Source organism: Stenotrophomonas sp. YJH_SMC_29 (assembly GCF_059371235.1).
On the sequence record NZ_JCAFUK010000022.1, the window covers coordinates 40,302 to 65,417 of the forward strand.

Below are 25,116 nucleotides of genomic sequence, written 5' to 3' on the forward strand. Positions count from 1 at the left end.
CGCGCGGCCGATCTGGCCGGCGCCGGCGACGCCATGCGCGCTGGCGGCGAGCGCGTGCCGACCTGGATCACCAAGGAGGCCGGCAATCGCCGCCTGCCGTTCGACGCCGCGCGCCTGCAGCGCAGCATCGATGCCGTGCATGCCGAGTTCCCGCAGCTGGATGTGAGCGACTACCGCCGCGTGGTGCAGGCGATGGTCGAGCGCAAGCCGAGCATCACTGCCGATGATCTGGTCGATCTGCTGATCCGTGAGGCTGAATCGCGGGTGGACCTGGTCGCGCCGGAGTGGGAGCAGTTCGCCGCGCGCATCTACCTGCGCCGCCTGTACAAGCGTGCCAGCCGCAATCGCTTCTACGATGTCAGCCTGAAGTACGGCTCCTACGTGGGCCTGCAGGAAAGCCTGGCTGACCGCGGCATCTACAGCAACGACATCCTGCGCTGCTATTCGAAGGAAGAGCTGCAGCAGGCCGGCGAGATGATCGACCCGGAGCGCGACCGCCTGTTCGCCTACAACGGCCTGTACCTGTTGGCCACGCGCTACCTGGCCAGCGACCGCAGCCGCGAAGTCTACGAACTGCCGCAGGAGCGTTGGCTGACCATCGCGCTGTATCTCATGCAGGAAGAAAAGCCGCGCGAGCGGCGCATGCAGCTGGTCGGCGAGGCGTACTGGGCATTGTCCAACCTGTACATGACGGTGGCCACGCCGACCCTGGCCAACGCCGGCAAAGTGGGCGGCCAACTGTCCAGCTGCTTCATCGATACGGTGGACGACAGCCTGCAGGGCATCTATGACTCCAACACCGATATCGCCCGCGTGTCCAAGCACGGCGGCGGCGTAGGTGCCTACCTGGGCTACGTGCGCAGCAGCGGCGCACCGATCCGCGGCGTGCCCAATTCTTCCGGCGGCGTGGTGCCGTGGATCAAGCAGCTCAACAACACCGCGGTGTCGGTTGATCAGCTCGGCCAGCGCAAGGGCGCGGTGGCGGTGTACCTGGACATCTGGCACCGCGACATCGAAGCGTTCCTGGACCTGCGACTGAACAACGGTGACCAGCGCCTGCGCGCGCACGATGTGTTCACCTCGGTGTGCGTGCCCGACCTGTTCATGGAGGCGGTCGAGCGCCGTGCCGACTGGTACCTGTTCGACCCGCACGAAGTGAAGCAGGCCAAGGGTTGGTACCTGCAGGACGTCTATGACGAGAAGCGCGGTTCGGGCAGCTTCCGCGACCGCTACGCCGAACTGGTGGCCGATGAGCGCATCAGCCGACGTACGGTGAAGGCCATCGATCTGTTCAAGCGGATCATGCTCAGCCAGCTGGAAACCGGCAACCCGTTCCTGTTCTACCGCGACGAGGTCAACCGCCGCAACCCGAACAAGCACGCGGGCATGATCCATTCCAGCAACCTATGCACCGAGATCCTGCAGAACATGAGCCCGACGCGGATGATCCAGGAGATCGTCAGCGGCGACCAGATCGTCACGACCCGGCGTGCCGGCGACTTCGTGGTCTGCAACCTGTCTTCGATCAACCTCGGCCGCGCGATCCGTGCGCCGGATGACCTGCTGGCCACCGATGTGCTGGAGCGCCTGATCCCGATCCAGGTGCGCATGCTCGACAACGTGATCGACCTCAACGCGCTGCCGGTGCCCCAGGCCACGATCACCAACCGCAAGTACCGCGCGATCGGACTGGGCACGTTCGGTTGGCACCACCTGCTGGCGCAGCAGGCGATCCAGTGGGATTCACCGGAGGCCGAACAACTGGCCGACCGCCTGTATGAGCGCATCAATTTCCTGACCATCCAGGCCAGTGCGCAACTGGCGAAGGAGAAGGGCAGCTACCCGATGTTCGCCGGCAGCGACTGGCACAACGGCCGCTACTTCCGCGACCGCGACTACAGCGGTGCCGCGTGGGACAGCCTGGCCCACGAGGTGGCCACGCACGGCCTGCGCAACGGCTGGCTGCTGGCGGTGGCGCCGAACATGAGCACCGCGCAGATTGCCGGTTCCACCGCCTCGATCGACCCGATCTACAGCGCGTTCTACTACGAGGAGAAGAAGGACTTCCGGCGGCCGGTGGCGGCGCCGGGGCTGTCGTTGGAGACCTGGCCGTACTACGAGAAGGGCGCCTACAAGGTCGACCAGTTCGCCAGCGTGCGCCAGAACGCGCGCCGCCAGCGCCATGTCGACCAGTCGATCAGCTTCAACCTGTACGTGCCCAGCACGATCCGCGCCAGCACGCTGCTCGAGCTGCACCTCAGCGCCTGGCGCCAAGGCCTGAAAACCACCTATTACGTGCGCTCCAACGACATCGACATCAGCGAATGCGAGTGGTGCGCCAGCTGACCGCCGGCAACCCACGATAGTGCCGGCCGCCGGCCGGCAACCCCGCAACCCACGGTAGTGCCGGCCGCTGGCCGGCAACACGATGGAAAGAGAACGAAGGCAGAAACCCATGGCAACCCCCCTCGACCGCATCAAGATCCTCGAGCCGCGCCATCCCAACCGCAGCACCGGCATCATCAACGGCCGCACCAGCGGCATCCTGAACTGGAATGACATCCCGTACCCGTCGTTCTATCGGGCCTACAAGGAGCTGTCGACCAACTTCTGGATCCCCGACGAAGTCGACATGAAGGCCGACGCGCGCCAGTACGGCGAGCTGTCCGGCCGCGAGAAGAATGCCTACGACGCGATCATCGGCCTGCTGGCCACGCTCGATTCACCGCAGACGCGCTTCATCTACAACGTGGCCGAGTACATCACCGACCCGGCCGCGCATGCCAACGCCGCGATCATCGGCCAGCAGGAAGTGATCCACAACGAGAGCTACAGCTACGTGCTGGCCTCGATCACCGACCTGCCGAACCAGAACCGCATTTTCGAGATCGCCCGTACCCACCCAACCATCATCAAGCGCAACGCGCCGATCATGGGTGCGTATGACGATTTCATGCGCGAGAAGACTGCCGAGACGCTGCTCAGGTCGTTGATCCAGTCCTCGATCCTGGAAGGCATCAACTTCTATTCCGGCTTCGCCTACTTCTACAACCTGGTGCGGCAGAACCGCATGACCGGCACCGGCAAGATCATCAGCTTCATCAACCGCGACGAGCTGGCCCATACCAAGTTCATCAGCGAGCTGATCCGCGCCATCATCGGCGAGAACCCGGCGCTGCAGACCCACGAGCTGACCGACTATGTGCACCAGGCGTTCGAACACGCCATCGAACTGGAAACCCAGTGGTCGTCGGAAGTACTGGACGGCATCGACGGCATCGATGTGGAGGAAATGACGCGCTACGTGAAGTACCGCGCCAACAAGATGGCCGGCATGCTCGGCATCGAACGGCTGTACAGCGAGACCACCGACAACGTGATGCCGTGGATCAAGGCCTACGCCGACAACTTCACCGAGACCAAGACCGACTTCTTCGAGATGCGCAATGCAAGTTACAAGAAGACCAACGTCGACAACGGCTTCGACGACCTCTGAGTCCGGCGCGGCACTCAGCATCCTGATGGTGGTCGCCTCGTTGAGCGGCAACACCCGCGAGCTGGGCCGGCAGATTGCCGAGCGCTGCCGCGCCGCCGGGCATGCAGTGCACTGGCACGAGGCCGACGACCTGCGGCAGGCACCGCCGCTGGCCGCCGACGAGGCCGATCTGGTGCTGCTGGGCTGCTGGACCGACAACGCCGGCCGCACGCCGGCGGAGATGAAGGCGTGGGTGGCTGGCATTGCCGAGCGTGGCGAACACCCCCGGCAGCTGGCGGTGTTCGGTACCGGCGAAACCCAGTGGGGGCAGGAGTACTACTGCGGCGCCGTGCATCGCCTGATCCGCTATTTCCGCAGCGACTACCCGCCGCTGGAGATCGAACAGATGCCGCATGGCGCGCGCCATGCCGCAGCCATCGATGCCTGGACCGATGCGGTCCTGGCCCATTACTGGAGCAACAACGATGCAGATCATCGACGCCACCACGCCTGAGCAGTTCCAGCAGTTGCTGGCCGAGCACCCGCGGGTGCTCGTGGACTTCCACAAGGACCAGTGCCCGGGCTGCCGGATGCTGGAAATGTCGCTGCATCGGGTGGCCAACAGCACAGCGGGGCAGGGCACGACCCTGCTGCGCGTACAGCTGGAAGTGCTGGGCGAGGCGTTTTTCAGGGAGTTGGGGCTGCGGCAGACGCCGACGCTGTCGCTGTTCCGTGATGGCGACGAACGCACGCGCCTGGCCGGGTTCCAGTCGCCGCAGCAGATCGAGGCCGCGATCGCGTTGCATCTGTAGCGCGGACCGGGCGGGGGCGGATCCCTTGCCAGAGGCAAGGGCTCTGACCCCCACACCGTGTAAAGGAATCCACGCATGGCGTGGATCCACTGGGGCAGGACCGACCCCGGCAATTGGCGTCAGGCGTCGGTGAACGTGTCGACCAGCAGCTTCACGTTCAACGCCACGATCACCAGCGCGATCACCCAGGCGGCCGCACCCAGCCAGCGTGGCGCCACCAGCGCCCCCATCGTCACCTTGTCGGTCACGATCCGTACCAGCGGGATGATCGCGAAGGGCAGCTGCATCGACAGCACCACCTGGCTCAGCACCAGCAGCTTCACCGCGCCCTGGTCGCCGAACAGCACGATCACCACCACCACCGGGATGATCGCCAGTGCGCGCGTGATCAGCCGACGCAGCCACGGCGGCATTCGCAGGTGCAGGAAGCCTTCCATCACGATCTGGCCGGCCAGCGTCGCGGTGACTGTCGAATTCAGGCCCGACGCCAGCAGCGCCACCGCGAACAGGGTTGCCGCCGCGCCCACGCCCAGCATCGGCGCCAGCAGCTGGTGCGCCTGCTCGATGTCTTCCACGTCGAAACGGCCATTGGCATGGAACACGGCCGCGGCCAGGATCAGGATGCTGGCGTTGATGAACAATGCCAGGGTCAGCGCAATCGTGCTGTCGGTCACCGCCCAGCGCAGCGCGCTGCGACGGCCCTCATCCGTACGCGGGTAGGCGCGGGTCTGCACGATCGACGAATGCAGGTACAGATTGTGCGGCATCACCGTGGCACCGATGATGCCGATGGCGATGTACAGCGCGTGCGGATCGGTCACCACCTGCGCGCGCGGAATGAAGCCGCCCAGTACCGCCATCACCGGTGGCGCGGCCATCGCGATCTGCACCACGAAGCAGGCGAAGATCACCATCAGCAGCGCGATCACGAACGCTTCCAGCGCACGGAAGCCGCGGTTCATCAGCAGCAGCACCAGCAGCGTATCGAGCGCAGTGATCACCGCGCCCCACAGCAGTGGCAGATCGAACAGCAGCTTCAACGCGATCGCGGTGCCGATCACCTCGGCCAGGTCGCAGGCGATGATCGCCGCCTCGCACAGCGCCCACAGCGCCAGGTTCACCGGCTTGGGGTAACGGGCGCGGCAGGCCTGCGCCAGGTCCATGCCGGTGGCGATGCCGAGCCGCGCCGACAGCGCCTGCAGGATCACCGCCATCAGGTTGGAGATCAGGATGACCGACAGCAGCAGGTAGCCGAAGCGCGAACCGCCGGCGAGGTCGGTGGCCCAGTTGCCCGGGTCCATGTAGCCGACCGAGATCATGTAGCCCGGGCCAAGGAAGGCCAGCAGGCGGAACCACCAGTGGCCCTTGTCGGGCACTGCGACCGAGGCGTTGAGCGCACCCAGGCTGGCCGGAGTGGAGGCCGAAGGGTCGCGGGGCGCCAGGGTATCCATGGGCTTAATATAGCTCCGGCTATAGTCATTAGCAATGTGAAACAATCGTCTTTAGGGTGTGACTGGTCCAGAATTCAGCTTCAACCTTGGATCACACCGGAAGGACAGGCGCACGCGTGGGCAAGACCGATGATTCGACATCGCTGAAGAGCACCCCCTTGATCGAGGCCGAGCGCCAGGTCGAGAGCTTCCGGCAAGTACGCGAGGCGCACCGGATGGAGCTGGTGGAGGACTATGTCGAGCTGATTTCGGACCTGCTGGCCGACGGCGGCGAGGCCCGCCAGGTCGACATCGCCACCCGACTGGGGGTGGCCCAGCCCACTGTGGCGAAGATGCTGCGGCGGCTGGCCCGCGACGGCTGGGTGGTGCAGCGGCCGTACCGTGGCGTGTTCCTGACCCCGGAAGGCGAGGCGCTGGCCCATGCCAGCCGCCAGCGCCACCAGACCGTGGAGCGTTTCCTGCTGGCGCTGGGCGTGGACGCCGATACCGCGCGCCGCGATGCCGAGGGCATCGAGCATCACGTGAGCGAGCAGACGCTGGCGTTGTTCGAGGCGTTCGTACGCAAGGCCGAGGGCGGCTGAGCAGACCCCTGACGCCGCGCCACGCACGGCCGGCGGTTGGAAGTGCGGTGTGGGCAGGGAGGTCGGGCTCAGGGCCCTTTCCTGTGGAAAGGGATCCGGCCCCGGCGGCCGATTGTCAGCCGCGGCGGAATGCGGCGGGGGTGCGGGCGCCGACGATGATCATGCGGATCATCGTGGAGATCTGTTCGATCAGCTCCGGGTCCTTCTCCGGCGGCAGGTCCATGGCGGTGGCCCCCATCGCGAACACCAGCCGGGTGATGGCCTTGGCCACCAGTTCGGGGGCATGCAGCACGGCACCGTCCAGCGCGGCCAGGCGCACCAGGTCGTGCTGCAGCTCTTCCTCGAAATAGTGCAGCTCGCGTTCGACCGCGTGCTTGAAGTCGTCCGAGCCGACCGCGCCTTCGCGCAGCAGCACGTGCAGCAGCTTGTCGTCGGCGCGCAGCTGCTCCATGAACGTCTCCACCGAGACCCGCACCACGCTGGTGGCGGTGGAGGTGGCGCGCTGGCGGGCCTCGCCGATGATGGTGCGCAGCGAGCGGCCAGCGGCGTCGATCAGCGCCACGGCCAGTTCGTCCATGTCGCGGAACTGCCGGTAGAAACTGTTCGGCGCGATGCCGGCCTCACGTGCCACTTCGCGCAGGCTGAGCGTGGACAGGCTGCGGTGCGGGCCGATCAGTTTCAGGGCGGCGGCCAGCAGGTCTTCACGGCTCACCGTACGGCGGGCCGGGCTGTTGGCATCTTCATGCGTCGACAAGGCGGTGGCGGCGGCCATGGGGGTTCCGGTGGGGCGAGGCTGAATCATACCCAATCCGGTTGAATATACACGTGTATACACAGGTGTATGTGCGCCCGTATAGTTCGCCCATGAGCGCTGTCGTCCGTCCGTCCCCGTTTTCTCCATACCGCTGGGTCTCGCCGTCGCTGTTCGATTTCTGGGCCGGCCAGCTCAATCCCCTGTGGACCCTGCGTGAGCCGGTGGCCCGCCTGGTGCGGCGCGAGCCGGCCGGCGAGGGCGCGGCGACGCTGGTCCTGCGCACCAACCGGCACTGGGCCGGCATGCGCGCCGGCCAGCACGTCACCCTGGGCGTGGAGCTTGACGGGCGCCTGTGGCAGCGCAGCTACAGTCCCACCGTCCTGGGGCCGCGCGAGCTGGCGATCACCGTCAAGGCCGTCGATGGCGGTCGGGTCAGCCAGCATCTGGTCAAGCATGCGCAACCGGGCGAGCTGTTCCGGCTGGAGGCTGCGTTCGGTGAATTCCAGTTGCCGACGGCGGCGCCGGTGCTGCTGCTGGCTGCCGGCAGTGGCATCACGCCGATGCGCAGCCTGCTGCGCGAGGCCTGTCAGCGCCCGCTGGCCGCGCCGGTGGACCTGTTCTATTGGGAGCGCCGTGCCGCCCACCTGCAGTTCCATGATGAGCTGCAGGCACTGGCCGCGCGCCAGCCGAACCTGCGCGTGCACCTGCTGACCACCCGCGAAGGCGATGTACCTGCCGCGCGCATTGATCGCCACGACCTGCAGGTGGCCGGCGATGACACGCCGCTGGCGCAGCGCCATGTGCTGGCGTGCGGTCCGGACGGCTTCGTCGCCGCCGCGCGCCAACGCCTGGCGCACCAGGTGGCCGGTTTCCAGGCCGAGGCCTTTACCCCGCCAGCGCCGCTGCGTGACGCCAGCAGCGAGGGCGAGGTGTCGCTGACGCTGGCGCGCAGTGGCCGCCAGCTGAGCGTGCCGCGTGGCCGTTCGCTGCTGGAAAGCCTGGAAGCCCATGGCATCAAGCCCAAGCATGGCTGCCGCATGGGCATCTGCAATACCTGCAGTTGTGACCGCGTCAGTGGCGCCACGCGCCACCTGCGCACCGGCGACCTGCAGTCCGAATCGGCACAGCCGGTGCGGATCTGCGTGAGCGCACCGACCACCGACCTGACCCTGGATCTCTGAGGACGCCTGCCATGACCCGCGCTACCGACCGTGCCCTGAGTACTGCCGAGATGCATGCCTTCGGCGAGGAACTCGACGCGATCCGCGACCGTGTGATCGGCAGCCTCGGCGCCTCCGATACCCGCTACATCCGCCGCGTGGCCGCCGCCGTGCGCTGGTTCGGCGTGGGTGGCCGTGGCCTGCTGTTCCTGGCGGCGTTCTCGCCGCTGTTCTGGATGCCGCTGCTGTGGCCGGCCGCGATCACCGGCACGCTGCTGCTGGCGCTGTCGAAGATCCTGGAGAACATGGAGCTGGGCCACAACGTGATGCACGGCCAGTTCGACTGGACCGGCGACCCCAAGCTCAACGGCAATACCTATGAGTGGGACATCGTGGCCACCGCCGACAACTGGCGCAAGACCCACAATTTCCGCCACCACACCTACACCAACGTGCGTGGCATGGACGATGACATCGGTTATGGCCTGCTGCGCATCTTCCCGGAGCAGCGCTGGAAGCCGTTCTACCTGCTGCAGCCGATCATCGCGCCGATCTTCGCACTGCTGTTCCAGTGGGGCGTGGCCGCGCAGGACCTGCGCCTGGGCCGCTGGTTCAAGGGCCGCATGAGCGCCCGTGCGATGTGGCTGCAGACGCGACCGGTGGCGCGCAAGATGCTGCGCCAGGTGCTGAAGGACTACGTGTTCTTCCCGCTGCTGGCGGGCCCGTTCTTCCTCACCGTGATGCTGGGCAACCTGGTGGCCAACGGCCTGCGCAACATCTGGACCTACGTGATCATCTTCTGCGGCCACTTCACCGCCGAATCGGAGACCTTCCCGAAGGAATGCCTGCGCAATGAGTCGCGCGGGCACTGGTACCTGCGCCAGCTGCGCGGTTCGTCCAACATCAGCGGCGGCTTCCTGATCAACGTGCTGTCCGGCAACCTCAGCCATCAGATCGAGCACCACTTCTACCCGGACCTGCCAGCCAACCGCTACGCGGCCATCGCCAAGGAAGTGAAGGACATCTGCCGCCGCTACGGCCAGCACTACAACAACGGCTCGCTGCCGCGCCAGTTCGGCCAGGTGGTCTGGCGCATCCTGCGCCACGCGTTCCCGAGCAAGCCGCGCCGCCTGCCGATGGCCGACATCATGTCGGCACCGGCACCGGCATCGGCCAACGCGGGCTGATCGGCTCAGCCCGCGTTCGCCAGGTCCGCCTGCTCGCGGTCCAGGCGTCGCAGGAACACCTGCATTTCCCTGCGTGCCTGCTGGTCGCCCTTGCTGCCGGCCACGCTCAGCCCCCGTTGCCACGCTTCGCGCGCCGCCTGCGGCTGGCCGCTGGCCAGCCACGCCTTGCCGAGCAGCTTCCACGCCGCCGAGTACTGCGGGTCAAGCACCACGCAACGGCCCAGATGGGTTGCCGCGCGCACCGGATTGCCGGCATCCAGCCAGCCCTTGCCCAGCCCGAAGCGCAGCAGCGCGCCGTCCTTGCCGGCGGCGAGCATGCATTCCAATGCTTCGATGTCCATCAGCGGACCTCCACCATCAGCTCGGTCGGTCCCGGCTGGAAGCGGCCACGATGGAACAGCAGTGGCGCACCGCCGTTCTCGTGCACGTCGATGATGCGGCCGGCCAGCAGCAGGTGATCGCCCACCGGCCACTGTGCGTGGCGGGTACAGGTCAGATGCGCCACCGCACCGGCGATGCGGGGTGGGGCGTTCTCGTCGTCGTCCAGCAATGCCAGGCCGTCGAAGCGGTTGCGTACCTGAGGATCGGCAAAGCGCCGGGCCAGTGCTTCCTGGTCGGCCGCCAGCACGCTGATCGCAAAGCGGCGGGCACGCTGGAAGGTGGACAGGCTCTGTGCATGCAACGCCAGGTTCCACAGCACCAGGGGCGGTTGCAGTGAGACCGGTACGAACGAATTGATGGTCAGGCCGATGGGTTTGCCCTGCGCATCGCGCGTGCAGACGATGGCCACGCCGGTCGGAAAGTGACCGAGCAGCCGCCGCAGGGCGCGCGGCGGCATCTCGACCGACGGCACCGGGGCCGGGGCGGGGAACACCCCCGCCCAAGGCCCGGCGTACGGCAGTGTCTCGCCGCTCATGAGGCCCTGGCCTGGCGGTAGCGCCGGCCGGCCTCGGCCCAGTTGATGATGTTGAAGAACGCGCCGATGTAGTCCGGGCGACGGTTCTGGTAGTGCAGGTAATAGGCGTGTTCCCAGACGTCCAGTGCGAGGATCGGGGTGTTGCCGGACAGGCCGACGGCTGCACCCATCAGCGGGCTGTCCTGGTTGGCGCTGCTTTCGACCTGCAGGCGGCCATCGCGATCGCTGGTCAGCCAGGCCCAGCCGCTGCCGAAGCGGGTCTGCGCGGCCTTGCTGAAGGCGTCCTTGAAGGCAGCGAAGCCACCAAGATCACGGTCGATGGCCGCGGCCAGTTCCTCATCGGGTGCACCACCGTGGGTGCTGAGCACGGTCCAGAACAGGCTGTGGTTGGCGTGGCCACCGCCGTTGTTGCGGACCGCCCCACGCTGCGGCTCGGGCACGGCGTCGAGGTTGGCGATCAGCACGTCGACCGGCTGCTCGGCGATGCCGGCCTGCTCGATGGCGGCATTGAGGTTGTTGACGTAGGTCTGGTGGTGCTTGCCGTGATGGATTTCCATCGTGCGCGCATCGAGGTGCGGCTCAAGGGCGTCGTAGGCGTAGGGGAGCGGGGGAAGCGAGTACGACATCGAAACAATCTCCATGGGAAAGGCCAGGGGCTGGCCACGCGGAGATCGTTATCGCACCTCAACAATGGTTGAGGTCAAGAGCAGAAGCGATGGACATCGAGGCGTGGTAGTGCCGGCCGCTGGCCGGCAACCCGACTCGCCCCGATTGCCGGCCAGCGGCCGGCACTACCTTTCAGTACCTCAACTCAGCCAATCCCTGCACCCACTGTCGGCCTGATCGCCGCATGCCTGCTGCATCCGCTGCTGCAACCGTGCCAGCGTCTCCGTGCCCTGGTGCTTGCCGCTCCAGGCCTTCAACTGCCCGGCCAGGCGCTCGAAGCGCTGGCGGGTGCGCTGGTGATAGCCCGATGGCTGCGCCTCCAGTTCGGCGATCAGCGAGGCGGTGGCCTGCTCGATGCGCGGTGCGTCGTCCGGTGCCAGCTTCAGCAACCCTTCCACATACAGCACGCCCCACTGCACGCGGGTGGCCGGGCCCTGTGCACCGTCGTAGGCGCGCTTCAACCACTCCAGCGCACCGGCGGTATCGCCGCGCTGTTCGGCCAGTTCGGCCAGTTCGGGCATGTAGTAGTACGGCTGCTCGCTGCGCTTCAGCTCGGCCAGCAACAGCGCCTCGGCGCCCGCGTCGTCGCCGACCTGGCGCAATGCGTAGGCCGCGCCGCTGATCGTCGCCTGGCGTGCGTGCGCATCGGTGGCGGCCGCATCGGCAGCGGCCACCCGCTGCTTGACCCGCTCAACCAGCGCCGCAGGCAGTGCGCCCTTCGGCTGCTGCTGGCGGGCCAGCGATACTTCCGTCAGTGCGCGTGACAAAGCGTCGTCGGCGCGGTCGCCGCGTTCGGCATCAGCGCGCTCCAGCGCGACCAGCAGCTGCTGCCCCAGCGTGTTGCTGGTGGCCGGGCCGGCGCTGGCCTGCTTGACCAGCGTCGCGCCCGCGTAGCCCAGCAGTTCGCGGTTACGACGGACTTCGGCAGGTTGCGCCAGCACGGCCTGCAGCAGCTCACGCACCTCGGTGGGCGAGCTGGCAGGCGTGTCGGCGGTAGCCAGCGCCAGCAGGGCGAAGCGGCGTTGCAGTGCCGCGTCGGGCGCGGCCTTGGACAGCTGGCGCAGCACGTCCTGGCTCTTGCGCTCGCCGGCCAGGCGCTTGGCGTCGACTTCCCAGCCGTAGTCGCCCAGCACCTGCCAGTCTTCGGCGGCCAGCTTGTCCGGCGTGGCCAGTGCCGTTGCCAGGGTGGCGGCGATGGCGCTGCGGCGCCCGGCCGCGACGGTCAGCGCACGGGTCAATTCGGCCGCGTCGTTGCCGCCGGCCACGCGGGTCAGTTCATTGCGCTGTGGGTCCAGCACGATCAGGGTCGGATAGCCGCGCACCCCGAAGCGTTCGCCCCAGGCCTGCGCACCTTCCTCGTCGCCATCCAGGTAGACCGGCACGAACTTGCCGGTCAACGCGATGAACGCCGGGTCCTTGAACAGGCCGGCCTTGAGCTGGTTGCACGGCGGGCACCAGACCGCGCCCCAGTACAGCAGCACCGGCTTGCCGCTGTCGGCGGCCTCGGCGAAGGCATCGTCCACATCGCCCTGACGCCAGGCGATGGCGGACGCCGGCGCGGGCGCGGGCGCCTCGGCGGAGCTGGCGGTGGACACCGGGGCCGGGGTGCAGGCGCTCAGCGCCGAAGCCAGCAGCAACACGGAAAGCGCGACGCGCATCGGCGGCATCTCGAAGGGGGGACAGGCCATTGTAGGAATGGCCGGGGAGTGTGCTGATTCAGTTTGCTTATATCGGCCGTGCAGCGGGGCATGACACCCGCTGCCCTCAGGCGGCTGCCCGCACCATCTGCTGGTACACCAACCCGTTGAACTCGCCGACATCACCGTCCAGCTCGAAGCCATAGCGCAGGTAGGTAGGCACTGCGTTGAGCGAGGCGCGCACGGTCAGCACCGGGGTGCGCAGGTGCGGCAGCACGGCTTCGAACAGGGCATGGCCGATGCCCTGGCCCTGGCAGCCGGGATCGACGAACAGCATCGCCAGGTGGCGGCCTTCCTTCAGCTCGACCACGCCGACGATGCGGTCGTCCTGCTCGGCCACCAGGATGTGGTTGTCGCCCTGCAGGCGTGCAGCGAACGCGTCGGCGGCGGCGACACTGCCGAAGGTGGCGATGCCGGCCGCGCTGAGCGAGGGCGCGACCGCCGCAGTGAATGCGGCCAGGCATACCGCGCTGATCGCGGGCAGGTCATCAATGTGGGCGGGGCGGATCCTCGGCATGCAGCGTTCTTCCTGTGGTGCGTGGCGTGTCATCGTCGCCCGGTGCCTGCACGCTAAGCTGGTCGCATGAGTGAATTCAATCCCGCCTACGCTTCGTTGTTTCCGCAACAGGGATTGAGCCTGGGCCTGATGACGCCCGTTGTGGCGCATGGGCTGGCCGATCCGGGCGCGGCGCGGCGCATTGCGCGGCTGGCCGACGATCTTGGTTTCGCCGCGCTGTGGACGCGCGACGTCCCGTTGATGGTGCCGCAGGGTCCGGACGCGACGGCGAGCGCGCTGGATGATCCCTTCCTGTGGCTGGGCATGCTGGCCGCCGCGACCGGGCGCATCGTGGTCGGTACCGCCGCCATCGTGCTGCCGTTGCGCCAGCCGTTGCAGGTGGCGAAGTCGGCACTGAGTCTGGACCGGATCAGTGACGGGCGGTTCGTACTGGGCCTGGGTTCGGGCGACCGCCCGGAAGAGTTCGCCGCGTTGGGTGAGGACCTGGAGGGCAGGGCGGCGACGTTCCGTGATCGTTGGTCGTTGCTGCGCGCGGCGCTGTCACCGGAGGCCGATGAGCGGACCGCCGTACTGCAGGCCACGGGTGGCTACGACGTGCTGCCGGCGCCGGCCACGCGCATTCCGATGCTGGTGGTGGGCACTGCGCGGCAGAGCCTGCAGTGGATCGCGCGTGAGGCCGAGGGCTGGGCCACCTATCACCACGAGGAAGCTGCGCAGGAGGGGCGGATCGGCCTGTGGCAGCAGGCGCTGGTGCAGCACGGTGGGCCAGCCAAGCCGTTCGTGCAGTCGATGCTGCTGGACCTACAGGCGGATCCGCAGGCGCCGGCCGAGCCGCTGCCGCTGGGCCTGAAGGTCGGCCGCGATGGCCTGCGTGACTATCTGCTGCGCGTGCATGCGCAGGGCGTGGTGCATGTGATGTTCAACCTGGTCGACAACGGGCGGCCGATGGACGCGGTGCTGCGCGAGATCGGGGAGCAGGTGCTGCCGCATATGCTCCGGTAGGTGTCCACCTTGGTGGAGACGCTCGCACCGCTGCGCTCGCCGGTGTGCTGGATGTTCGCATCTGCGTATCATTTGCATTTGATACCCCGCTGCCGGAGCCCCGTGTGACCCAACGTTCCCCCATGCACCCGACTGGACGCCTGTTCGCGGCGGTCGCCTTCATCGAGGCCGTGACCTGGGCCGGGCTGCTCATCGGCATGTGGATGAAGTACGGCCCGATGGCCAACGTGGCGCTGGTGAAGCTGTTCGGGCCGCTGCATGGCGTAGCGTTCCTGGTCTATGTGGCGGTGACCTTGTTTGCGGCGCTGCGCCTGCGCTGGCCGTGGTGGGCCAGTGCGTTGGCGCTACTGGCAGCCATCCCGCCGCTGGTGACGCTGCCGCTGGAGTGGTGGTTCAAGCGCCGTGGCCTGCTGGACCTGCGCTCTGGCCGCTGAAGCCCGCGTTGCACGCCCGTTCAAGAGAATGGGTATCAAATGCAAATACGAGCCGTTATCATTTAAGGGTGGCATCCGGACCTGAGCAGGGCCGGTGCCGGGCGGGGCGCAGGTGCGCCCGGCGATCCCTTCCTGTTACGGCTGGTGTTCCATGCACGCACGTCCCGTCGTTCCCGGCTTGCCGGCGCTGGTAGTGGCTGCCCTGATCGGCACCATGGCGATGATGTCCTTCGTCGCCGTGATCGGTCCGGTGGTCCGCCTACTCGGCTTGTCCGAGTGGCATGCCGGACTGTCGGTCACCGCCGCGGGCGTGTTGTGGATGCTGGCCGCGCGCCCCTGGGGCCAGCTCAGCGACCGCATCGGCCGCAAGCGCGTGCTGACACTGGCGATGAGCGCCTACACCGTGGTCTACATCGCGCTGGCGGTGTTCATCGATGTTGCCCTGCAGGCGGTGCCGCCGGTACTGGTATCGGTGCTGGTGCTGGTCGGTGCGCGAGGCCTGATCGGCCTGTTCTACGCGGCGGTGCCGCCTACCGCAGCGGCACTGATTGCCGACAAGGCACCGACCGGCCAGCGTGCGAAATTCCTCGCCCGCCTGGGCAGCGCCAATGCACTGGGCATGGTGCTCGGCCCGGCTGCCGCGGGCTGGTTGGCCTACACCAACCTGGCGCTGGCGCTGTATGTGGCCGCGCTGCTGCCGTTGTTGGCACTGGCATTGCTGGCCTGGCGGCTGCCAGCGACGCCGCCGGTGGTAGGTGCTTCCCTGCAGCGCCGCGCGCCGATGAGCCGCCTCGACCCGCGCCTGCGCCTGCCGCAGCTGGCGGCGTTCATCGCCATGGTCTCGGTCACCATCGCGCAGGTCACCGTGGGCTTCTTTGCGATTGATCGGCTGGGACTGGATGCGGCTGCGGGCGCACGCATGGCCGGCATTGCACTTACCGCCGTTGGCGTCGGCCTGATCCTGGCGCAGGCGCTGGTGATGAAGCTGGAGGTCCATCCACGCCGCTGGATCGTCCTCGGCGCGCTGATTTCCGGCATGGGCTTTGCTTCGGTGGCGGGCGTGCAGCAGGGCTGGCAGTTGCCGGCGGCCTATGCGCTGGCCGCGTTCGGCATGGGCTTCGTGTTCCCCTCGTTCCAGGCGCTGGCCGCCGACGCGGTGGAAGCGCATGAGCAGGGCGCTGCGGCAGGCACGGTCGCTGCCGCGCAGGGGCTGGGCATGGTGGCCGGGCCGATGCTCGGCACGCTGTTGTATCGCGGCGGGCCCAGCCTGCCATATCTGCTGGTCGGCGCGTTGCTGCTGTTGCTGTGCGCGCTGGCTGCAGTGCATCGGATGAAGGAGACCCCATGAACGATTCCCTGATCCAGGGCGCGTGGCCGGAGGCTGCGCCCGCGCCGCAGGAAGGCACCGACGACGCGTCGCTGTTCCTGCTGCAGCACGCCGGCCAGCACGTGCACGCACGCGGTTGCCGCGCCACGCTGCCGGCCGGTGCACTGGCGACGCTCGCAGAGCGCGTTTCGGCCTTCTTCGCGCAGCAGCGTGGCGGCCCGGGCCTGCTGGTCGGTGCGGTGCCATTCGAACCGCGTGCCGACGACGCGCTGTACCAGCCCGAGCGCCTGCTGCCAGCCCTGCCGTTGCCGCCGCAGGCCGCGCCGGCGCTGGAGGGTGCCCTGCAGGCCGAGCCCGCGCCCGAGGCATACGCGGCGTCGGTGGCGGCTGCGGTGCAGGTACTGCGCGCGCCCGGACTGGACCTGCAGAAGGTGGTGCTGGCGCGCAGCCTGCTGGCACGCACGCGGCAGTCACTTTCCCCCGAGGTGCTGCTGGCGCGGCTGGGCGCGGATCCTTCGGTGGCGACCTACGCGGTGCCATTGCCGGTGGCGCCGGGGCAGGCGCCCGCCTGGCTGGTGGGCGCGACGCCGGAACTGCTGCTGCGCAAGCGTGGCGCCGAGCTGTTGTCGCACCCGCTGGCGGGCTCCGCGCGGCGCAGCACCGATGCCGCCGAGGACGAGCGGGCCGCGCAGGCGCTGCTGGCCTCGACCAAGGACCACGACGAGCACCGCCATGTGGTCGAGGCCATCGTCGACGGCCTGGCGCCGTACTGCAGCCACATCGATGCGCAGCCGCGCCCAGCGCTGCATGCCACCGCCAGCATGTGGCATCTGGGTACCCGCATCCATGCCACCCTGAAGGATCCGCAGGCATCGGCGGCCGCGCTGCTGGCGCAGCTGCATCCCACGCCGGCCGTCTGCGGTACGCCGCGGTTGGCGGCACTGCAGCGCATCGGCGAACTGGAACCGGTACCGCGCGGCTTCTATGCCGGCGCCGTGGGCTGGTTGGACGCGCAGGGTGACGGCGACTGGTACGTGGCGATCCGCTGCGCGCGCCTGCAGGGCACGCAGCTGCGCCTGTTTGCCGGCGCCGGCATCGTCGCCGAGTCGCAACCCGAGGCCGAGGTGGCCGAAACCGCAGCGAAGTTCGCTGCCCTGTTGAACGCGCTGGGTGTCCATGCGTCCGCGCCCACCAACGAGCCTGCCGCATGAGTACCTCCGCTGACTTTTCCCGCCTGCCACTGCAGCAGGTGTGGCCCGACGCGCTGGTGGCGCGCTATCGCGAAGCCGGTCACTGGCGTGGCGAGACGTTCCCGGCGTTCCTGCGCGAACGTGCAGAGCGCTATGCCGACGACATCGCGGTGGTCGCCGGTGATGTTCGCCTGAGCTACGCGCAGCTGTGGCACGAGGCCGGGCGCATCGGTGCCGGCCTGCTGGCGCTCGGCCTGCAGCCTGGCGAACGGGTGCTGGTGCAGCTGGGCAACACCGCAGGCTTCATCACCACGGTCTGCGGCCTGTTCCGGGCCGGCCTGGTGCCGGTGTACGCGCTGCCGGCGCACCGCATCACCGAGCTGGCGCACTTCGCCAACAAGGCCGAAGCCAGTGCCTACATCACCACGGCACTGCACGATGGCTTCGATCATCGCGGGCTGGCGCGGGCACTACAGGCCGAGGTCCCGGCAGTGCGCCATGTGGTGATCGACGGCGATGCGGCGGAGTTCTTCGCGCTGGAGGCGCTGCAGGGGGACCGCAGCCAGCTGCCGCCCGATCCGGACCCGCAGTCGGTGGCGTTCCTGCAGATTTCCGGTGGTAGTACCGGGCTGTCCAAGCTGATTCCGCGTACCCACGACGACTACATCTACTCGTTTCGTGCCAGCAATGACCTCTGCGGCATCAACCGCGACAGCGTCTATCTGGTCGCACTGCCGGCCGCGCACAATTTCCCGATGAGCTCGCCCGGCTTCTTCGGCGCGCTGTATGCCGGCGCCCGCGTGGTGCTCAGTCCCGGCCCCGGTCCGGATGCGGCCTTCCCGTTGATCGCCCGCGAGAAGGTGACCTGCTGTGGGCTGGTGCCGCCGCTGGCGTTGCTGTGGGCACAGGCCGCCGCCAGCAGCAGGCATGACCTGTCCAGCCTGCAGGTACTGCAGGTAGGCGGGGCCAAACTGGTCCCGGAAGCCGCACGCCGGGTGATCGAAGGCCTTGGCTGCACGCTGCAGCAGGTGTTCGGCATGGCCGAAGGCCTGGTCAACTACACGCGGCTGGATGATCCGGAAGAATTGATCGTGGCCTGCCAGGGCCGGCCGATCAGCCCGGATGACGAAGTGCGCGTGGTCGATGACCATGACCAGCCGGTGGCCGAAGGCGAGGTGGGGCATCTGCTCACCCGTGGCCCGTACACGATCCGTGGCTACCACAACGATGCGGTGGCCAATGCCCGCTCGTTCACCGACGACGGCTTCTATCGCACCGGCGACCGCGTGCAGCAGCTGCCCGGGGGCTACCTGGTGGTGCAGGGCCGCGCTGGTGACCACATCAACCGCGCGGGCGAGAAGATCTCCGCCGAAGAGATCGAAGACCACCTGTTTGCCCACCCCGGCGTGTTCGACGCCGCCGTGGTCTCCATTCCCGATGAGTACCTGGGCGAGCGCAGCTGTGCCTTCGTGATTCCGCAGGGCGAGCCATTCAAGGCGCCGGCGCTGAAGGCGTGGATGCGCGGGCGCGGTCTGGCTGCGTTCAAGGTGCCCGACCAGATCGTGTTCGTCGACAGTTTCAATACCACGGCGGTCGGCAAGATCAGCCGCCGCGAACTGCGCGCGCAACTGCGTGCGCGTCATCTGCAACAGACAGGAGGAACGCGCTGATGGCGCTGCCCCGTATCACCGACTATCCCTTGCCGACCGCCGCCGAACTACCGCAGGCGCGTGGCCCGTGGCGCCCGCAGCGCGATCGTGTGGCTTTGCTGGTGCACGACATGCAACGCTACTTCCTGGCGGCATTCGACGCCGGCAGCACGCCCTTGCGGCCGGCGGTGGACAACATCGTGCGCCTGCTGGCGCACTGCCGCGCGCAGGGCATTCCGGTGTTCTACACCGCCCAGCATGGCGACCAGGACCGGCGTGACCGTGGCCTGCAGGCCGACCTGTGGGGACCGGGCATGCGTCGCAGCGCCGACCATGAGCCGATCATCGAGGCGCTGGCGCCGCAGCCGGGCGAGCATGTGCTGGTCAAGCATCGCTATAGCGCCTTCCAGCGCAGCAACCTGGAGACGCTGATGCGGGTACGTGGGCGTGACCAGCTGCTGGTGACCGGCGTGTACGCCCATATCGGCTGTACCGCGACCGTGGTCGAGGCCTTCCAGCGTGACATCGAGGCCTTCATCGCCGCCGATGCGGTGGCGGACTTCTCGCGCGCCGACCACGATCAGGCGCTGCACTGGATCGCGCGCACCTGCGGTGTGCCGATGACCACCGATCAGCTGCTGGAGGTGCTGTGATGACGGCCACCGGTGAGGTGCTGGATCTGGAGCGGATGCGCGCCGACGTCGCGCGCGTGCTGGAGTGCACGCCGGCCGAGATCGGTGACGACGACAACCTGATCGACCTGGACCTCGACTCGATGCGCATGCTCGGCCTGGTTCTGGCCTGGGGCAACACCGGCCTGCCGCTGGAATTCTCGCAGTTGGCCGAGCACACCACGCTGCGCCAGTGGTGGGGCGTGGTGCAGCACCTGCAGGCCGCGCAGCACGCATGAACGCCGTCGCGCTGGCCACGCCGGTGGCGCTGACCGAGGCCCAGGCCGGACTGTGGTTCGCACAGCGGCTGGCACCGGGCAATCCGTCGTTCAATACCGCGCACGCGGTGTGGATCGACGGCCCGCTCGACGTGGCCGCATTCGTTGCAGCGGCAGACCAGGCTGCCGTCGAGGCCCAGGCCTTCGCGCTGCGCTTTGCCGAGGGCGCCGATGGCCAGCCGCTGCAGTGGCATGATCCGGCACACGTGCCGTTGCTTTCGGTGCGCGATGTGTCCACCGAGGCGGATCCCGCCGCTGCGGCACGCAACCTGATGCACGCCGACCGGCTGAGCCCGGTCGATCCCACCCGGGACCGGATCAGCCAGCAGGTACTGTTCGATCTGGGTGGCCTGCGCTGGGTCTGGTACCTGCGCGTGCATCATCTGGCGGCCGATGGTTACGGCATGGCGCTGTTTACTGATCGGGTGTGCGCGTTGTACGCCGGTCGCACGGGTGAACCGCTGCCGGGGCTGGCGGGCGTGCTGGCCGATGATGCCGCGTATCGCGCCGACCCGCGCCGCGCGCAGGCCGGGCAGTGGTGGCGTGCGCACATGCAGGGCGCACCGGCAGGCGTAGGCCTGGCCGGCACGCTCGCGGCCAGTGATGACGCGCTGCACTGGGTGCAGCCGCTCGATGCGGCCTTCCGTGAGCCGTTGCTGCAGGCGTCGGCACGTTGGCTGCAGCCCTGGCCGGATGTGCTGGCCGCGCTGGCGGCCGAGTACCTGCGGCGGATGAGCGCTGCCGATGAAGTGGTGCTGGGCGTGCCGTACATGGCGCGGCTCGGCAACGCGTCGGCGCGGGTGCCGGCGATGGTGATGAACGTGTTGCCGCTGCGCGTAGCGGCCGGCGAGGGCAGCGTCGAGGCCTTCACCCGCGGCCTGGGCCGGCAGCTCAGCCAGGGTCGCAAGCACGGCCGTTACCGCGGTGAGCAGCTGCGCCGGGACCTGGGCCTGGTCGGCGCGCAGCAGCGCCTGCACGGTCCGTTGGTGAATGTGCAGCCGTTCTACAAGCCGCTGGCGCTGACCGGCGTGCAGGCGACGCTGGAGGTGCTGTGCACCGGGCCGGTGGATGACCTGACGCTGGGTTTCCGTGGCGATGGCCAGCACCTTCTCGATCTGGAGATCGAGGCCAATCCCGCGCTGTACAGCCGTGAGGAGGTCGAGGCGCACGCGGCGCGGCTGCTGCATTTCGTGTCGGCGGCATTGCAGGCTGACGATATCGCCGCCGTGCCCCTGGCGACGCCCGCGGAGGCGCTGCAGCTGCTGCAGGGTTTCAATGCCACTGCGCACGCGCTGCCGGAGACCACCCTGGTCGAGCTGCTGCAACAGGGCATGGACCGCGACCCGCACGCGCCGGCGCTGGTGTTCGGCGATACGACGCTGGATTACGCGACGCTGGAAGCGCGCAGTTTCGCGCTGGCGGCACAGCTGCGGGCAATGGATGTCGGCCCGGACAGCGTGGTGGCGGTGGCATTGCCGCGCTCGCTGGAGCTGGTGATCGCGCTGGTCGCGGTGCTGCGTGCAGGCGCGGCCTATCTTCCGCTGGACCTTGCCCATCCCGACGAGCGGCTGGGGCGTATTCTTGCGTCGGCACAGCCGGTGTGTGTACTGGCTGCGGCGGACGTAGCGACGCGCGTGGCCGGCGTGCCAGTGCTGGCGCCGGAGCAGTGGACCGCGCTGAGCTTCGCCGCGCCGTGGGCCGATCCGGCGCCCAGCGATGCGGCCTATGTGATCTACACATCCGGTTCGACCGGCGAGCCCAAGGGCGTGGTCGTCGAACACCGCGCCATCGTCAACCGCCTGCTGTGGATGCGCGAGCACTACGGCATCCGTGCCGATGACCGCGTGCTGCAGAAGACCCCGGCAACCTTCGATGTCTCGGTCTGGGAGTTCTTCCTGCCGCTGCTGTGCGGGGCCACCCTGGTGGTTGCCGGGCCCGATGCGCACCGCGATCCCACTGAACTGGCACGCTTGATCCGTGGCCATGGCATCACCACGGCGCATTTCGTGCCGTCGATGCTCGACGCTTTCCTCGCTGCGCCCGCTTCGGAAGGGCTGCAGTTGCGCCGGGTATTCACCAGTGGCGAAGCGCTGGACGCTGCGTTGCGCGACCGCTTCCATGCGCGCGTGCACGCTGAACTGCACAACCTGTATGGCCCGACCGAGGCCGCAGTGGATGTCAGCTACTGGCCGGCGTCGGCGCAGGATCGCTCGCGGCCGGTGCCGATCGGGTTCCCGGTCTGGAACACCCGCCTGTACGTGCTGGATGCCCGGATGCAGCCGGTGCCGGTCGGTGTGGCCGGTGACCTGTACCTGGGCGGCGTGCAGTTGGCACGCGGCTATCTTGGTCGCGACGATCTGACCGCCGAGCGCTTCCTTGAAGATCCTTTCCTGGCGGGCGAGCGCATCTACCGCACCGGCGACGTCGCGCGCTGGCGCCACGATGGCGCGGTCGAGTACCTGGGCCGCAGCGACCACCAGGTGAAGCTGCGTGGCCTGCGCATCGAGCTGGGCGAGATCGAGGCGGCACTGCGCGAACTGTCGGGCATGGAGCGGGTGGAAGTGCTGCTGCGCCAGGATGCGCCCGGCGACGCGCGCCTGGTGGCCTATGTGCCCGTGGCCCTTGCCGACGCGGTAGTGCTGCGCAGCCACTTGGCCACGCGCGTGCCGGATTACATGGTGCCCTCGGCGTTTGTGGGCGTGGAACACTGGCCGGTGACCGCCAACGGCAAGCTCGACCGCAACGCATTGCCGAAGCCGCCGCAGCATGAAGTCGCTGGACTGGCACCACGCACACCGTTGGAACAGGAACTGGCGTTGCTGTTTGCCCAGGCACTGGGGCGTGAAGCGCCGGTGGCGGTGGATGCGGATTTCTTCAGTCTCGGCGGTGACTCGCTGTCGGCGGTGCACCTGCTGCTGGCCATCGAGCAGCGCTGGCGCTGCGATCTGGGCCTGGGCGCCTTGTTCGCGCAGCCCACCGTGGCCGCGCTGGCGGTTCGCATTGCCGAGCCGCCCGCGCTGGCCGATCACGCACTGGGGCCGGTGATCGCGCTGGCCGCGACCGACGCTGCCGGGTCCACGCCGCTGTTCGTGCTGCACCCGGCCGGTGGCATCGCCTGGAACTACCGCAGCCTGGCCCGGGCACTGCAACCCGCCCGCCCGGTGTATGGCCTGCAGTCGCCGGCACTGGACGGGCGGCTGCCACTGCCGAGCAGCATCGAGGCGATGGCCAACGACTACGTACAGCGCGTGGTCGCACTGCAGCCGAAGGGGCCGGTGCATCTGCTGGGCTGGTCGGTGGGCGGCATCCTCGCCCAGGCGATGGCGGTGCGCCTGCATGAGATCGGCCGCGACGTCGGCGAACTGGTGCTGCTGGACGCCTATCCCAGCGAGTGCTGGCGGGCCGAGCCGGAACCGGATGCCATCGCCGCACTGCGGGCACTGCTCGCGATCGCCGGCCACGATCCGGATGCGCATCCGGAACTGGACAGCCGTGAACGCATTCTCGCGTTCCTGCGTCGCGGCGGTAGTGCACTGGGCAGCCTGCCGGATGTGGTGCTCGACGGCGTGGTGCGCGCGGTGACCGGTACCAATCGGCTGATCCGCGAACACATCCACCAACCGTTCGACGGCACCCTGGTGCACGTCCGCGCGGGCCGGGATCACCAGGCGCGGCCACAGCTGCAGTCGGCGCTGTGGCGGACGCACGCACGCAAGGTGCAGGCGCTGGAACTGCCGTTCCTGCATGCCGAGCTGACCGGCCGCGACGCGGTGGCGCAGCTGGCACCGTGGTTGTCGGCGCGGTTGCGCCACTGGGACGAGCAACAGGAGACCGCAACATGCAATTGACCGGTTTTGAAGGTCGCTTGGCACTGGTGACCGGTGCCGCCGGGGGCATCGGTGAAGTACTGGTACGGCTGTTGGCGGAAGCTGGTTGCACGGTGGTGGCGGCCGACCGGGAGGCGCCTGCTACGGTCGATGCGCGTGTACGCACCTTTGCGCTCGATGTGACCGACAGCGCGGCGGTGGATGCGCTGGTGGGTCAGGTCGAGTCCAGCATCGGGCCGATCATGCTGGCCGCCAGCGTGGCCGGCGTGCTGCACGTGGGCAGCGTCGCCGAGACCGGCGACGCCGACTGGCGCCGGGTGTTCGCGGTCAACGCCGATGGCGTGTTCCACGTTGGGCGTGCCTTGGCGCGGGTGATGTCGCCGCGCCGGCGGGGCGCGATCGTCACCGTCAGCTCGAATGCGGCCGGCGTGCCGCGGCACGGCATGGCCGCCTATGCGGCATCCAAGGCGGCCGCCACCATGTTCACCCGCTGCCTCGGGCTGGAACTGGCGCCGCTGGGCATCCGCTGCAACATCGTCGCCCCCGGCTCGACGTTGACCCCGATGCAGACTGGCATGTGGCAGGACGAGCACGGTGCCGAGCGGGTGATCGCCGGCAGCCCGGAGATCTACAAGGCCGGCATCCCACTGCGCAAGCTCGCCACCCCGGAGGATATCGCCCATTCGGTGATGTTCCTGCTCTCCGAGCAAGCCGGGCACGTGGCGATGAGCGATCTGTACGTGGACGGCGGCGCAACCCTGCGCGGCTGAGGTCCGGTAGTGCCGGCCGCTGGCCGGCAACCCATGGCCCCGGTAGTGCCGGCCGCTGGCCGGCAACCCGTGGTTCTGGTAGTGCCGGCCGCTGGCCGGCAACCTCATTCAACTTCAGACATCTCCCAACCCCCATTGAGGCTTGGCCTGACAGCCAACGCCCAATGATCAACCCACCATGGCGCATGAGCAGCCATCGCCTCCGCCTGGGCCGTCACTCGATCATCGGCCAGGCCTATGTCCTGACAACCACGACCCACCAGCGCCGCCGGCTCTTTGAAAGCGAAGCTGCAGCAGCATGTGTAGTCGACCAGTTCCATTACATCGAACAGCGCGGGCTCGTACGGTCACACGCATGGGTCGTCATGCCGGATCACGTCCACTGGATGTTTGAGCTGCGTGCAACTCACCTTCCAGACGTCGCGCGCCGGATGAAATCGTCGAGTGCACTTGCCCTGAATCGCCTGGCGGGCCATCGAAGTACGGTGTGGCAGCCCGGCTACTTCGATCATGCAGTGAGGACCGAAGAGTCGCTGGCGCGGCAGGCGCTGTACATCCTGGGTAATCCGGTGCGCTCCGGTCTTGCCGGGCAGATTGGCGAGTATCCGTATGCGTGGTCGGCCTGGATGTGATGCCGGCCAGCGGCCGGCACTACCACAGCAGAACCGAAGCGCCGCGCAGAGTCCGTTCCGGCGCGCAGAGCACCCGCGATGGTAGTGCCGGCCGCTGGCCGGCAACCGCATGACCCGCGC

The 25,116-nt window shown here is 68.3% G+C and carries 24 protein-coding genes; 17 read left to right on the forward strand and 7 right to left on the reverse strand.

Features of this window, described 5'->3' with window-relative positions; all coding sequences use genetic code 11:
- Positions 1-33: 33 nt before the first annotated feature.
- The 4 genes from AC5P9I_RS19090 (at position 34) to AC5P9I_RS19105 (ending at position 4,287) form a co-directional block, all read left to right on the forward strand.
- Positions 34-2,346, forward strand: a complete 2,313-nt coding sequence (locus AC5P9I_RS19090) for a ribonucleoside-diphosphate reductase subunit alpha (RefSeq protein WP_231353176.1) — start codon at positions 34-36, stop codon at positions 2,344-2,346.
- Between the two features lie 109 nt (positions 2,347-2,455).
- Entirely contained in the window at positions 2,456-3,496 is a 1,041-nt protein-coding gene (locus tag AC5P9I_RS19095; protein ID WP_049465385.1) for a ribonucleotide-diphosphate reductase subunit beta, read from the forward strand.
- A 25-nt stretch (positions 3,497-3,521) separates the two neighbouring features.
- On the forward strand, positions 3,522-3,989 hold the full coding sequence (locus AC5P9I_RS19100; protein WP_049465387.1) for a flavodoxin: 468 nt from the start codon (positions 3,522-3,524) through the stop codon (positions 3,987-3,989).
- Positions 3,961-4,287, forward strand: a complete 327-nt coding sequence (locus AC5P9I_RS19105) for a thioredoxin family protein (protein WP_049465388.1) — start codon at positions 3,961-3,963, stop codon at positions 4,285-4,287. Before AC5P9I_RS19100 ends, AC5P9I_RS19105 begins: the two co-directional genes overlap by 29 nt.
- A gap of 119 nt (positions 4,288-4,406) precedes the next feature.
- Here AC5P9I_RS19105 and AC5P9I_RS19110 read toward each other — a convergent pair whose 3' ends face one another.
- Positions 4,407-5,738 carry an Nramp family divalent metal transporter gene (locus AC5P9I_RS19110; protein ID WP_049465389.1) on the reverse strand — a complete coding sequence of 444 codons (1,332 nt, stop codon included), beginning with the start codon at positions 5,736-5,738 and terminating at the stop codon, positions 4,407-4,409.
- A 116-nt stretch (positions 5,739-5,854) separates the two neighbouring features.
- On the opposite strand from AC5P9I_RS19110, the gene mntR reads away from it, so the two are divergent.
- Positions 5,855-6,319 (forward strand): manganese-binding transcriptional regulator MntR, encoded by a 465-nt coding sequence (gene mntR / locus AC5P9I_RS19115; protein ID WP_049465391.1) that lies wholly within the window; start codon positions 5,855-5,857, stop codon positions 6,317-6,319.
- Between the two features lie 115 nt (positions 6,320-6,434).
- Here the strand turns inward: mntR and fabR are convergent, their stop codons facing one another.
- Positions 6,435-7,091 carry an HTH-type transcriptional repressor FabR gene (fabR, locus tag AC5P9I_RS19120; protein WP_049465393.1) on the reverse strand — a complete coding sequence of 219 codons (657 nt, stop codon included), beginning with the start codon at positions 7,089-7,091 and terminating at the stop codon, positions 6,435-6,437.
- Between the two features lie 92 nt (positions 7,092-7,183).
- Here fabR and AC5P9I_RS19125 point away from each other — a divergent pair, with 92 nt between their 5' ends.
- Entirely contained in the window at positions 7,184-8,254 is a 1,071-nt protein-coding gene (locus AC5P9I_RS19125; RefSeq protein ID WP_049465395.1) for a ferredoxin reductase, read from the forward strand.
- 11 nt (positions 8,255-8,265) lie between these two features.
- Positions 8,266-9,420: a fatty acid desaturase family protein gene (locus AC5P9I_RS19130; RefSeq protein ID WP_049465397.1), complete on the forward strand. Its 1,155-nt coding sequence runs from the start codon at positions 8,266-8,268 to the stop codon at positions 9,418-9,420.
- A 5-nt stretch (positions 9,421-9,425) separates the two neighbouring features.
- On the opposite strand, the gene AC5P9I_RS19135 is transcribed toward AC5P9I_RS19130, so the two are convergent.
- The 5 genes from AC5P9I_RS19135 to AC5P9I_RS19155 form a co-directional block, all read right to left on the reverse strand.
- Positions 9,426-9,761: a tetratricopeptide repeat protein gene (locus AC5P9I_RS19135; protein ID WP_049465399.1), complete on the reverse strand. Its 336-nt coding sequence runs from the start codon at positions 9,759-9,761 to the stop codon at positions 9,426-9,428.
- Positions 9,761-10,336, reverse strand: a complete 576-nt coding sequence (locus AC5P9I_RS19140; RefSeq protein ID WP_049465401.1) for a flavin reductase family protein — start codon at positions 10,334-10,336, stop codon at positions 9,761-9,763. The genes AC5P9I_RS19135 and AC5P9I_RS19140 overlap by 1 nt, the downstream gene beginning before the upstream one ends.
- Positions 10,333-10,962, reverse strand: coding sequence for a superoxide dismutase (locus tag AC5P9I_RS19145; protein WP_187756652.1), 630 nt, complete (start codon positions 10,960-10,962; stop codon positions 10,333-10,335). Before AC5P9I_RS19145 ends, AC5P9I_RS19140 begins: the two co-directional genes overlap by 4 nt.
- Before the next feature lie 180 nt (positions 10,963-11,142).
- The gene (locus AC5P9I_RS19150; protein ID WP_049465426.1) at positions 11,143-12,669 is read right to left on the reverse strand and encodes a thioredoxin family protein; all 1,527 of its coding nucleotides are present in this window, start codon (positions 12,667-12,669) and stop codon (positions 11,143-11,145) included.
- Between the two features lie 97 nt (positions 12,670-12,766).
- On the reverse strand, positions 12,767-13,216 hold the full coding sequence (locus AC5P9I_RS19155) for a GNAT family N-acetyltransferase (RefSeq protein WP_049465404.1): 450 nt from the start codon (positions 13,214-13,216) through the stop codon (positions 12,767-12,769).
- 66 nt (positions 13,217-13,282) lie between these two features.
- Here AC5P9I_RS19155 and AC5P9I_RS19160 point away from each other — a divergent pair, with 66 nt between their 5' ends.
- From AC5P9I_RS19160 to AC5P9I_RS19205, 10 genes are all read left to right on the forward strand, one after another.
- Positions 13,283-14,218, forward strand: a complete 936-nt coding sequence (locus AC5P9I_RS19160; RefSeq protein WP_049465406.1) for a TIGR03571 family LLM class oxidoreductase — start codon at positions 13,283-13,285, stop codon at positions 14,216-14,218.
- 122 nt (positions 14,219-14,340) lie between these two features.
- Positions 14,341-14,652 carry a DUF3817 domain-containing protein gene (locus AC5P9I_RS19165; RefSeq protein WP_049465408.1) on the forward strand — a complete coding sequence of 104 codons (312 nt, stop codon included), beginning with the start codon at positions 14,341-14,343 and terminating at the stop codon, positions 14,650-14,652.
- Positions 14,653-14,803: 151 nt separating this feature from the next.
- Positions 14,804-16,000 carry an MFS transporter gene (locus tag AC5P9I_RS19170; protein WP_049465412.1) on the forward strand — a complete coding sequence of 399 codons (1,197 nt, stop codon included), beginning with the start codon at positions 14,804-14,806 and terminating at the stop codon, positions 15,998-16,000.
- Positions 15,997-17,190 carry an isochorismate synthase gene (locus AC5P9I_RS19175; RefSeq protein ID WP_049465414.1) on the forward strand — a complete coding sequence of 398 codons (1,194 nt, stop codon included), beginning with the start codon at positions 15,997-15,999 and terminating at the stop codon, positions 17,188-17,190. Before AC5P9I_RS19170 ends, AC5P9I_RS19175 begins: the two co-directional genes overlap by 4 nt.
- Complete coding sequence (locus AC5P9I_RS19180; protein ID WP_049465416.1) at positions 17,187-18,839, forward strand: (2,3-dihydroxybenzoyl)adenylate synthase; 1,653 nt, start codon at positions 17,187-17,189, stop codon at positions 18,837-18,839. Before AC5P9I_RS19175 ends, AC5P9I_RS19180 begins: the two co-directional genes overlap by 4 nt.
- The gene (locus AC5P9I_RS19185; protein ID WP_049465418.1) at positions 18,839-19,471 is read left to right on the forward strand and encodes an isochorismatase family protein; all 633 of its coding nucleotides are present in this window, start codon (positions 18,839-18,841) and stop codon (positions 19,469-19,471) included. The genes AC5P9I_RS19180 and AC5P9I_RS19185 overlap by 1 nt, the downstream gene beginning before the upstream one ends.
- Positions 19,471-19,728 carry a phosphopantetheine-binding protein gene (locus AC5P9I_RS19190; protein ID WP_049465419.1) on the forward strand — a complete coding sequence of 86 codons (258 nt, stop codon included), beginning with the start codon at positions 19,471-19,473 and terminating at the stop codon, positions 19,726-19,728. Before AC5P9I_RS19185 ends, AC5P9I_RS19190 begins: the two co-directional genes overlap by 1 nt.
- Positions 19,725-23,615, forward strand: a complete 3,891-nt coding sequence (locus AC5P9I_RS19195; RefSeq protein ID WP_049465421.1) for an enterobactin synthase subunit F — start codon at positions 19,725-19,727, stop codon at positions 23,613-23,615. Before AC5P9I_RS19190 ends, AC5P9I_RS19195 begins: the two co-directional genes overlap by 4 nt.
- On the forward strand, positions 23,606-24,364 hold the full coding sequence (locus AC5P9I_RS19200) for a 2,3-dihydro-2,3-dihydroxybenzoate dehydrogenase (protein ID WP_049465423.1): 759 nt from the start codon (positions 23,606-23,608) through the stop codon (positions 24,362-24,364). Before AC5P9I_RS19195 ends, AC5P9I_RS19200 begins: the two co-directional genes overlap by 10 nt.
- 185 nt (positions 24,365-24,549) lie before the next feature.
- The gene (locus AC5P9I_RS19205; RefSeq protein WP_049465424.1) at positions 24,550-24,996 is read left to right on the forward strand and encodes an REP-associated tyrosine transposase; all 447 of its coding nucleotides are present in this window, start codon (positions 24,550-24,552) and stop codon (positions 24,994-24,996) included.
- Positions 24,997-25,116 lie beyond the last annotated feature (120 nt).

Excerpts from the sequence above, each read along its gene's own strand:
- AC5P9I_RS19135 (WP_049465399.1), bottom strand. The coding sequence starts at position 9,761 with ATGGACATCGAAGCATTGGAATGCATGCTCGCCGCCGGCAAGGACGGC.
- AC5P9I_RS19190 (WP_049465419.1), top strand. The coding sequence starts at position 19,471 with ATGACGGCCACCGGTGAGGTGCTGGATCTGGAGCGGATGCGCGCCGAC.
- AC5P9I_RS19150 (WP_049465426.1), bottom strand. The coding sequence starts at position 12,669 with ATGCCGCCGATGCGCGTCGCGCTTTCCGTGTTGCTGCTGGCTTCGGCG.
- AC5P9I_RS19105 (WP_049465388.1), top strand. The coding sequence starts at position 3,961 with ATGCAGATCATCGACGCCACCACGCCTGAGCAGTTCCAGCAGTTGCTG.
- AC5P9I_RS19200 (WP_049465423.1), top strand. The coding sequence starts at position 23,606 with ATGCAATTGACCGGTTTTGAAGGTCGCTTGGCACTGGTGACCGGTGCC.
- AC5P9I_RS19100 (WP_049465387.1), top strand. The coding sequence starts at position 3,522 with ATGGTGGTCGCCTCGTTGAGCGGCAACACCCGCGAGCTGGGCCGGCAG.
- AC5P9I_RS19145 (WP_187756652.1), bottom strand. The coding sequence starts at position 10,962 with ATGTCGTACTCGCTTCCCCCGCTCCCCTACGCCTACGACGCCCTTGAG.
- AC5P9I_RS19110 (WP_049465389.1), bottom strand. The coding sequence starts at position 5,738 with ATGGATACCCTGGCGCCCCGCGACCCTTCGGCCTCCACTCCGGCCAGC.
- AC5P9I_RS19160 (WP_049465406.1), top strand. The coding sequence starts at position 13,283 with ATGAGTGAATTCAATCCCGCCTACGCTTCGTTGTTTCCGCAACAGGGA.
- AC5P9I_RS19140 (WP_049465401.1), bottom strand. The coding sequence starts at position 10,336 with ATGAGCGGCGAGACACTGCCGTACGCCGGGCCTTGGGCGGGGGTGTTC.
- AC5P9I_RS19155 (WP_049465404.1), bottom strand. The coding sequence starts at position 13,216 with ATGCCGAGGATCCGCCCCGCCCACATTGATGACCTGCCCGCGATCAGC.
- AC5P9I_RS19175 (WP_049465414.1), top strand. The coding sequence starts at position 15,997 with ATGAACGATTCCCTGATCCAGGGCGCGTGGCCGGAGGCTGCGCCCGCG.
- AC5P9I_RS19180 (WP_049465416.1), top strand. The coding sequence starts at position 17,187 with ATGAGTACCTCCGCTGACTTTTCCCGCCTGCCACTGCAGCAGGTGTGG.
- AC5P9I_RS19205 (WP_049465424.1), top strand. The coding sequence starts at position 24,550 with ATGAGCAGCCATCGCCTCCGCCTGGGCCGTCACTCGATCATCGGCCAG.
- AC5P9I_RS19095 (WP_049465385.1), top strand. The coding sequence starts at position 2,456 with ATGGCAACCCCCCTCGACCGCATCAAGATCCTCGAGCCGCGCCATCCC.
- AC5P9I_RS19185 (WP_049465418.1), top strand. The coding sequence starts at position 18,839 with ATGGCGCTGCCCCGTATCACCGACTATCCCTTGCCGACCGCCGCCGAA.
- AC5P9I_RS19130 (WP_049465397.1), top strand. The coding sequence starts at position 8,266 with ATGACCCGCGCTACCGACCGTGCCCTGAGTACTGCCGAGATGCATGCC.
- AC5P9I_RS19195 (WP_049465421.1), top strand. The coding sequence starts at position 19,725 with ATGAACGCCGTCGCGCTGGCCACGCCGGTGGCGCTGACCGAGGCCCAG.
- AC5P9I_RS19170 (WP_049465412.1), top strand. The coding sequence starts at position 14,804 with ATGCACGCACGTCCCGTCGTTCCCGGCTTGCCGGCGCTGGTAGTGGCT.
- fabR (WP_049465393.1), bottom strand. The coding sequence starts at position 7,091 with ATGGCCGCCGCCACCGCCTTGTCGACGCATGAAGATGCCAACAGCCCG.
- AC5P9I_RS19090 (WP_231353176.1), top strand. The coding sequence starts at position 34 with ATGCGCGCTGGCGGCGAGCGCGTGCCGACCTGGATCACCAAGGAGGCC.
- AC5P9I_RS19125 (WP_049465395.1), top strand. The coding sequence starts at position 7,184 with ATGAGCGCTGTCGTCCGTCCGTCCCCGTTTTCTCCATACCGCTGGGTC.
- AC5P9I_RS19165 (WP_049465408.1), top strand. The coding sequence starts at position 14,341 with ATGCACCCGACTGGACGCCTGTTCGCGGCGGTCGCCTTCATCGAGGCC.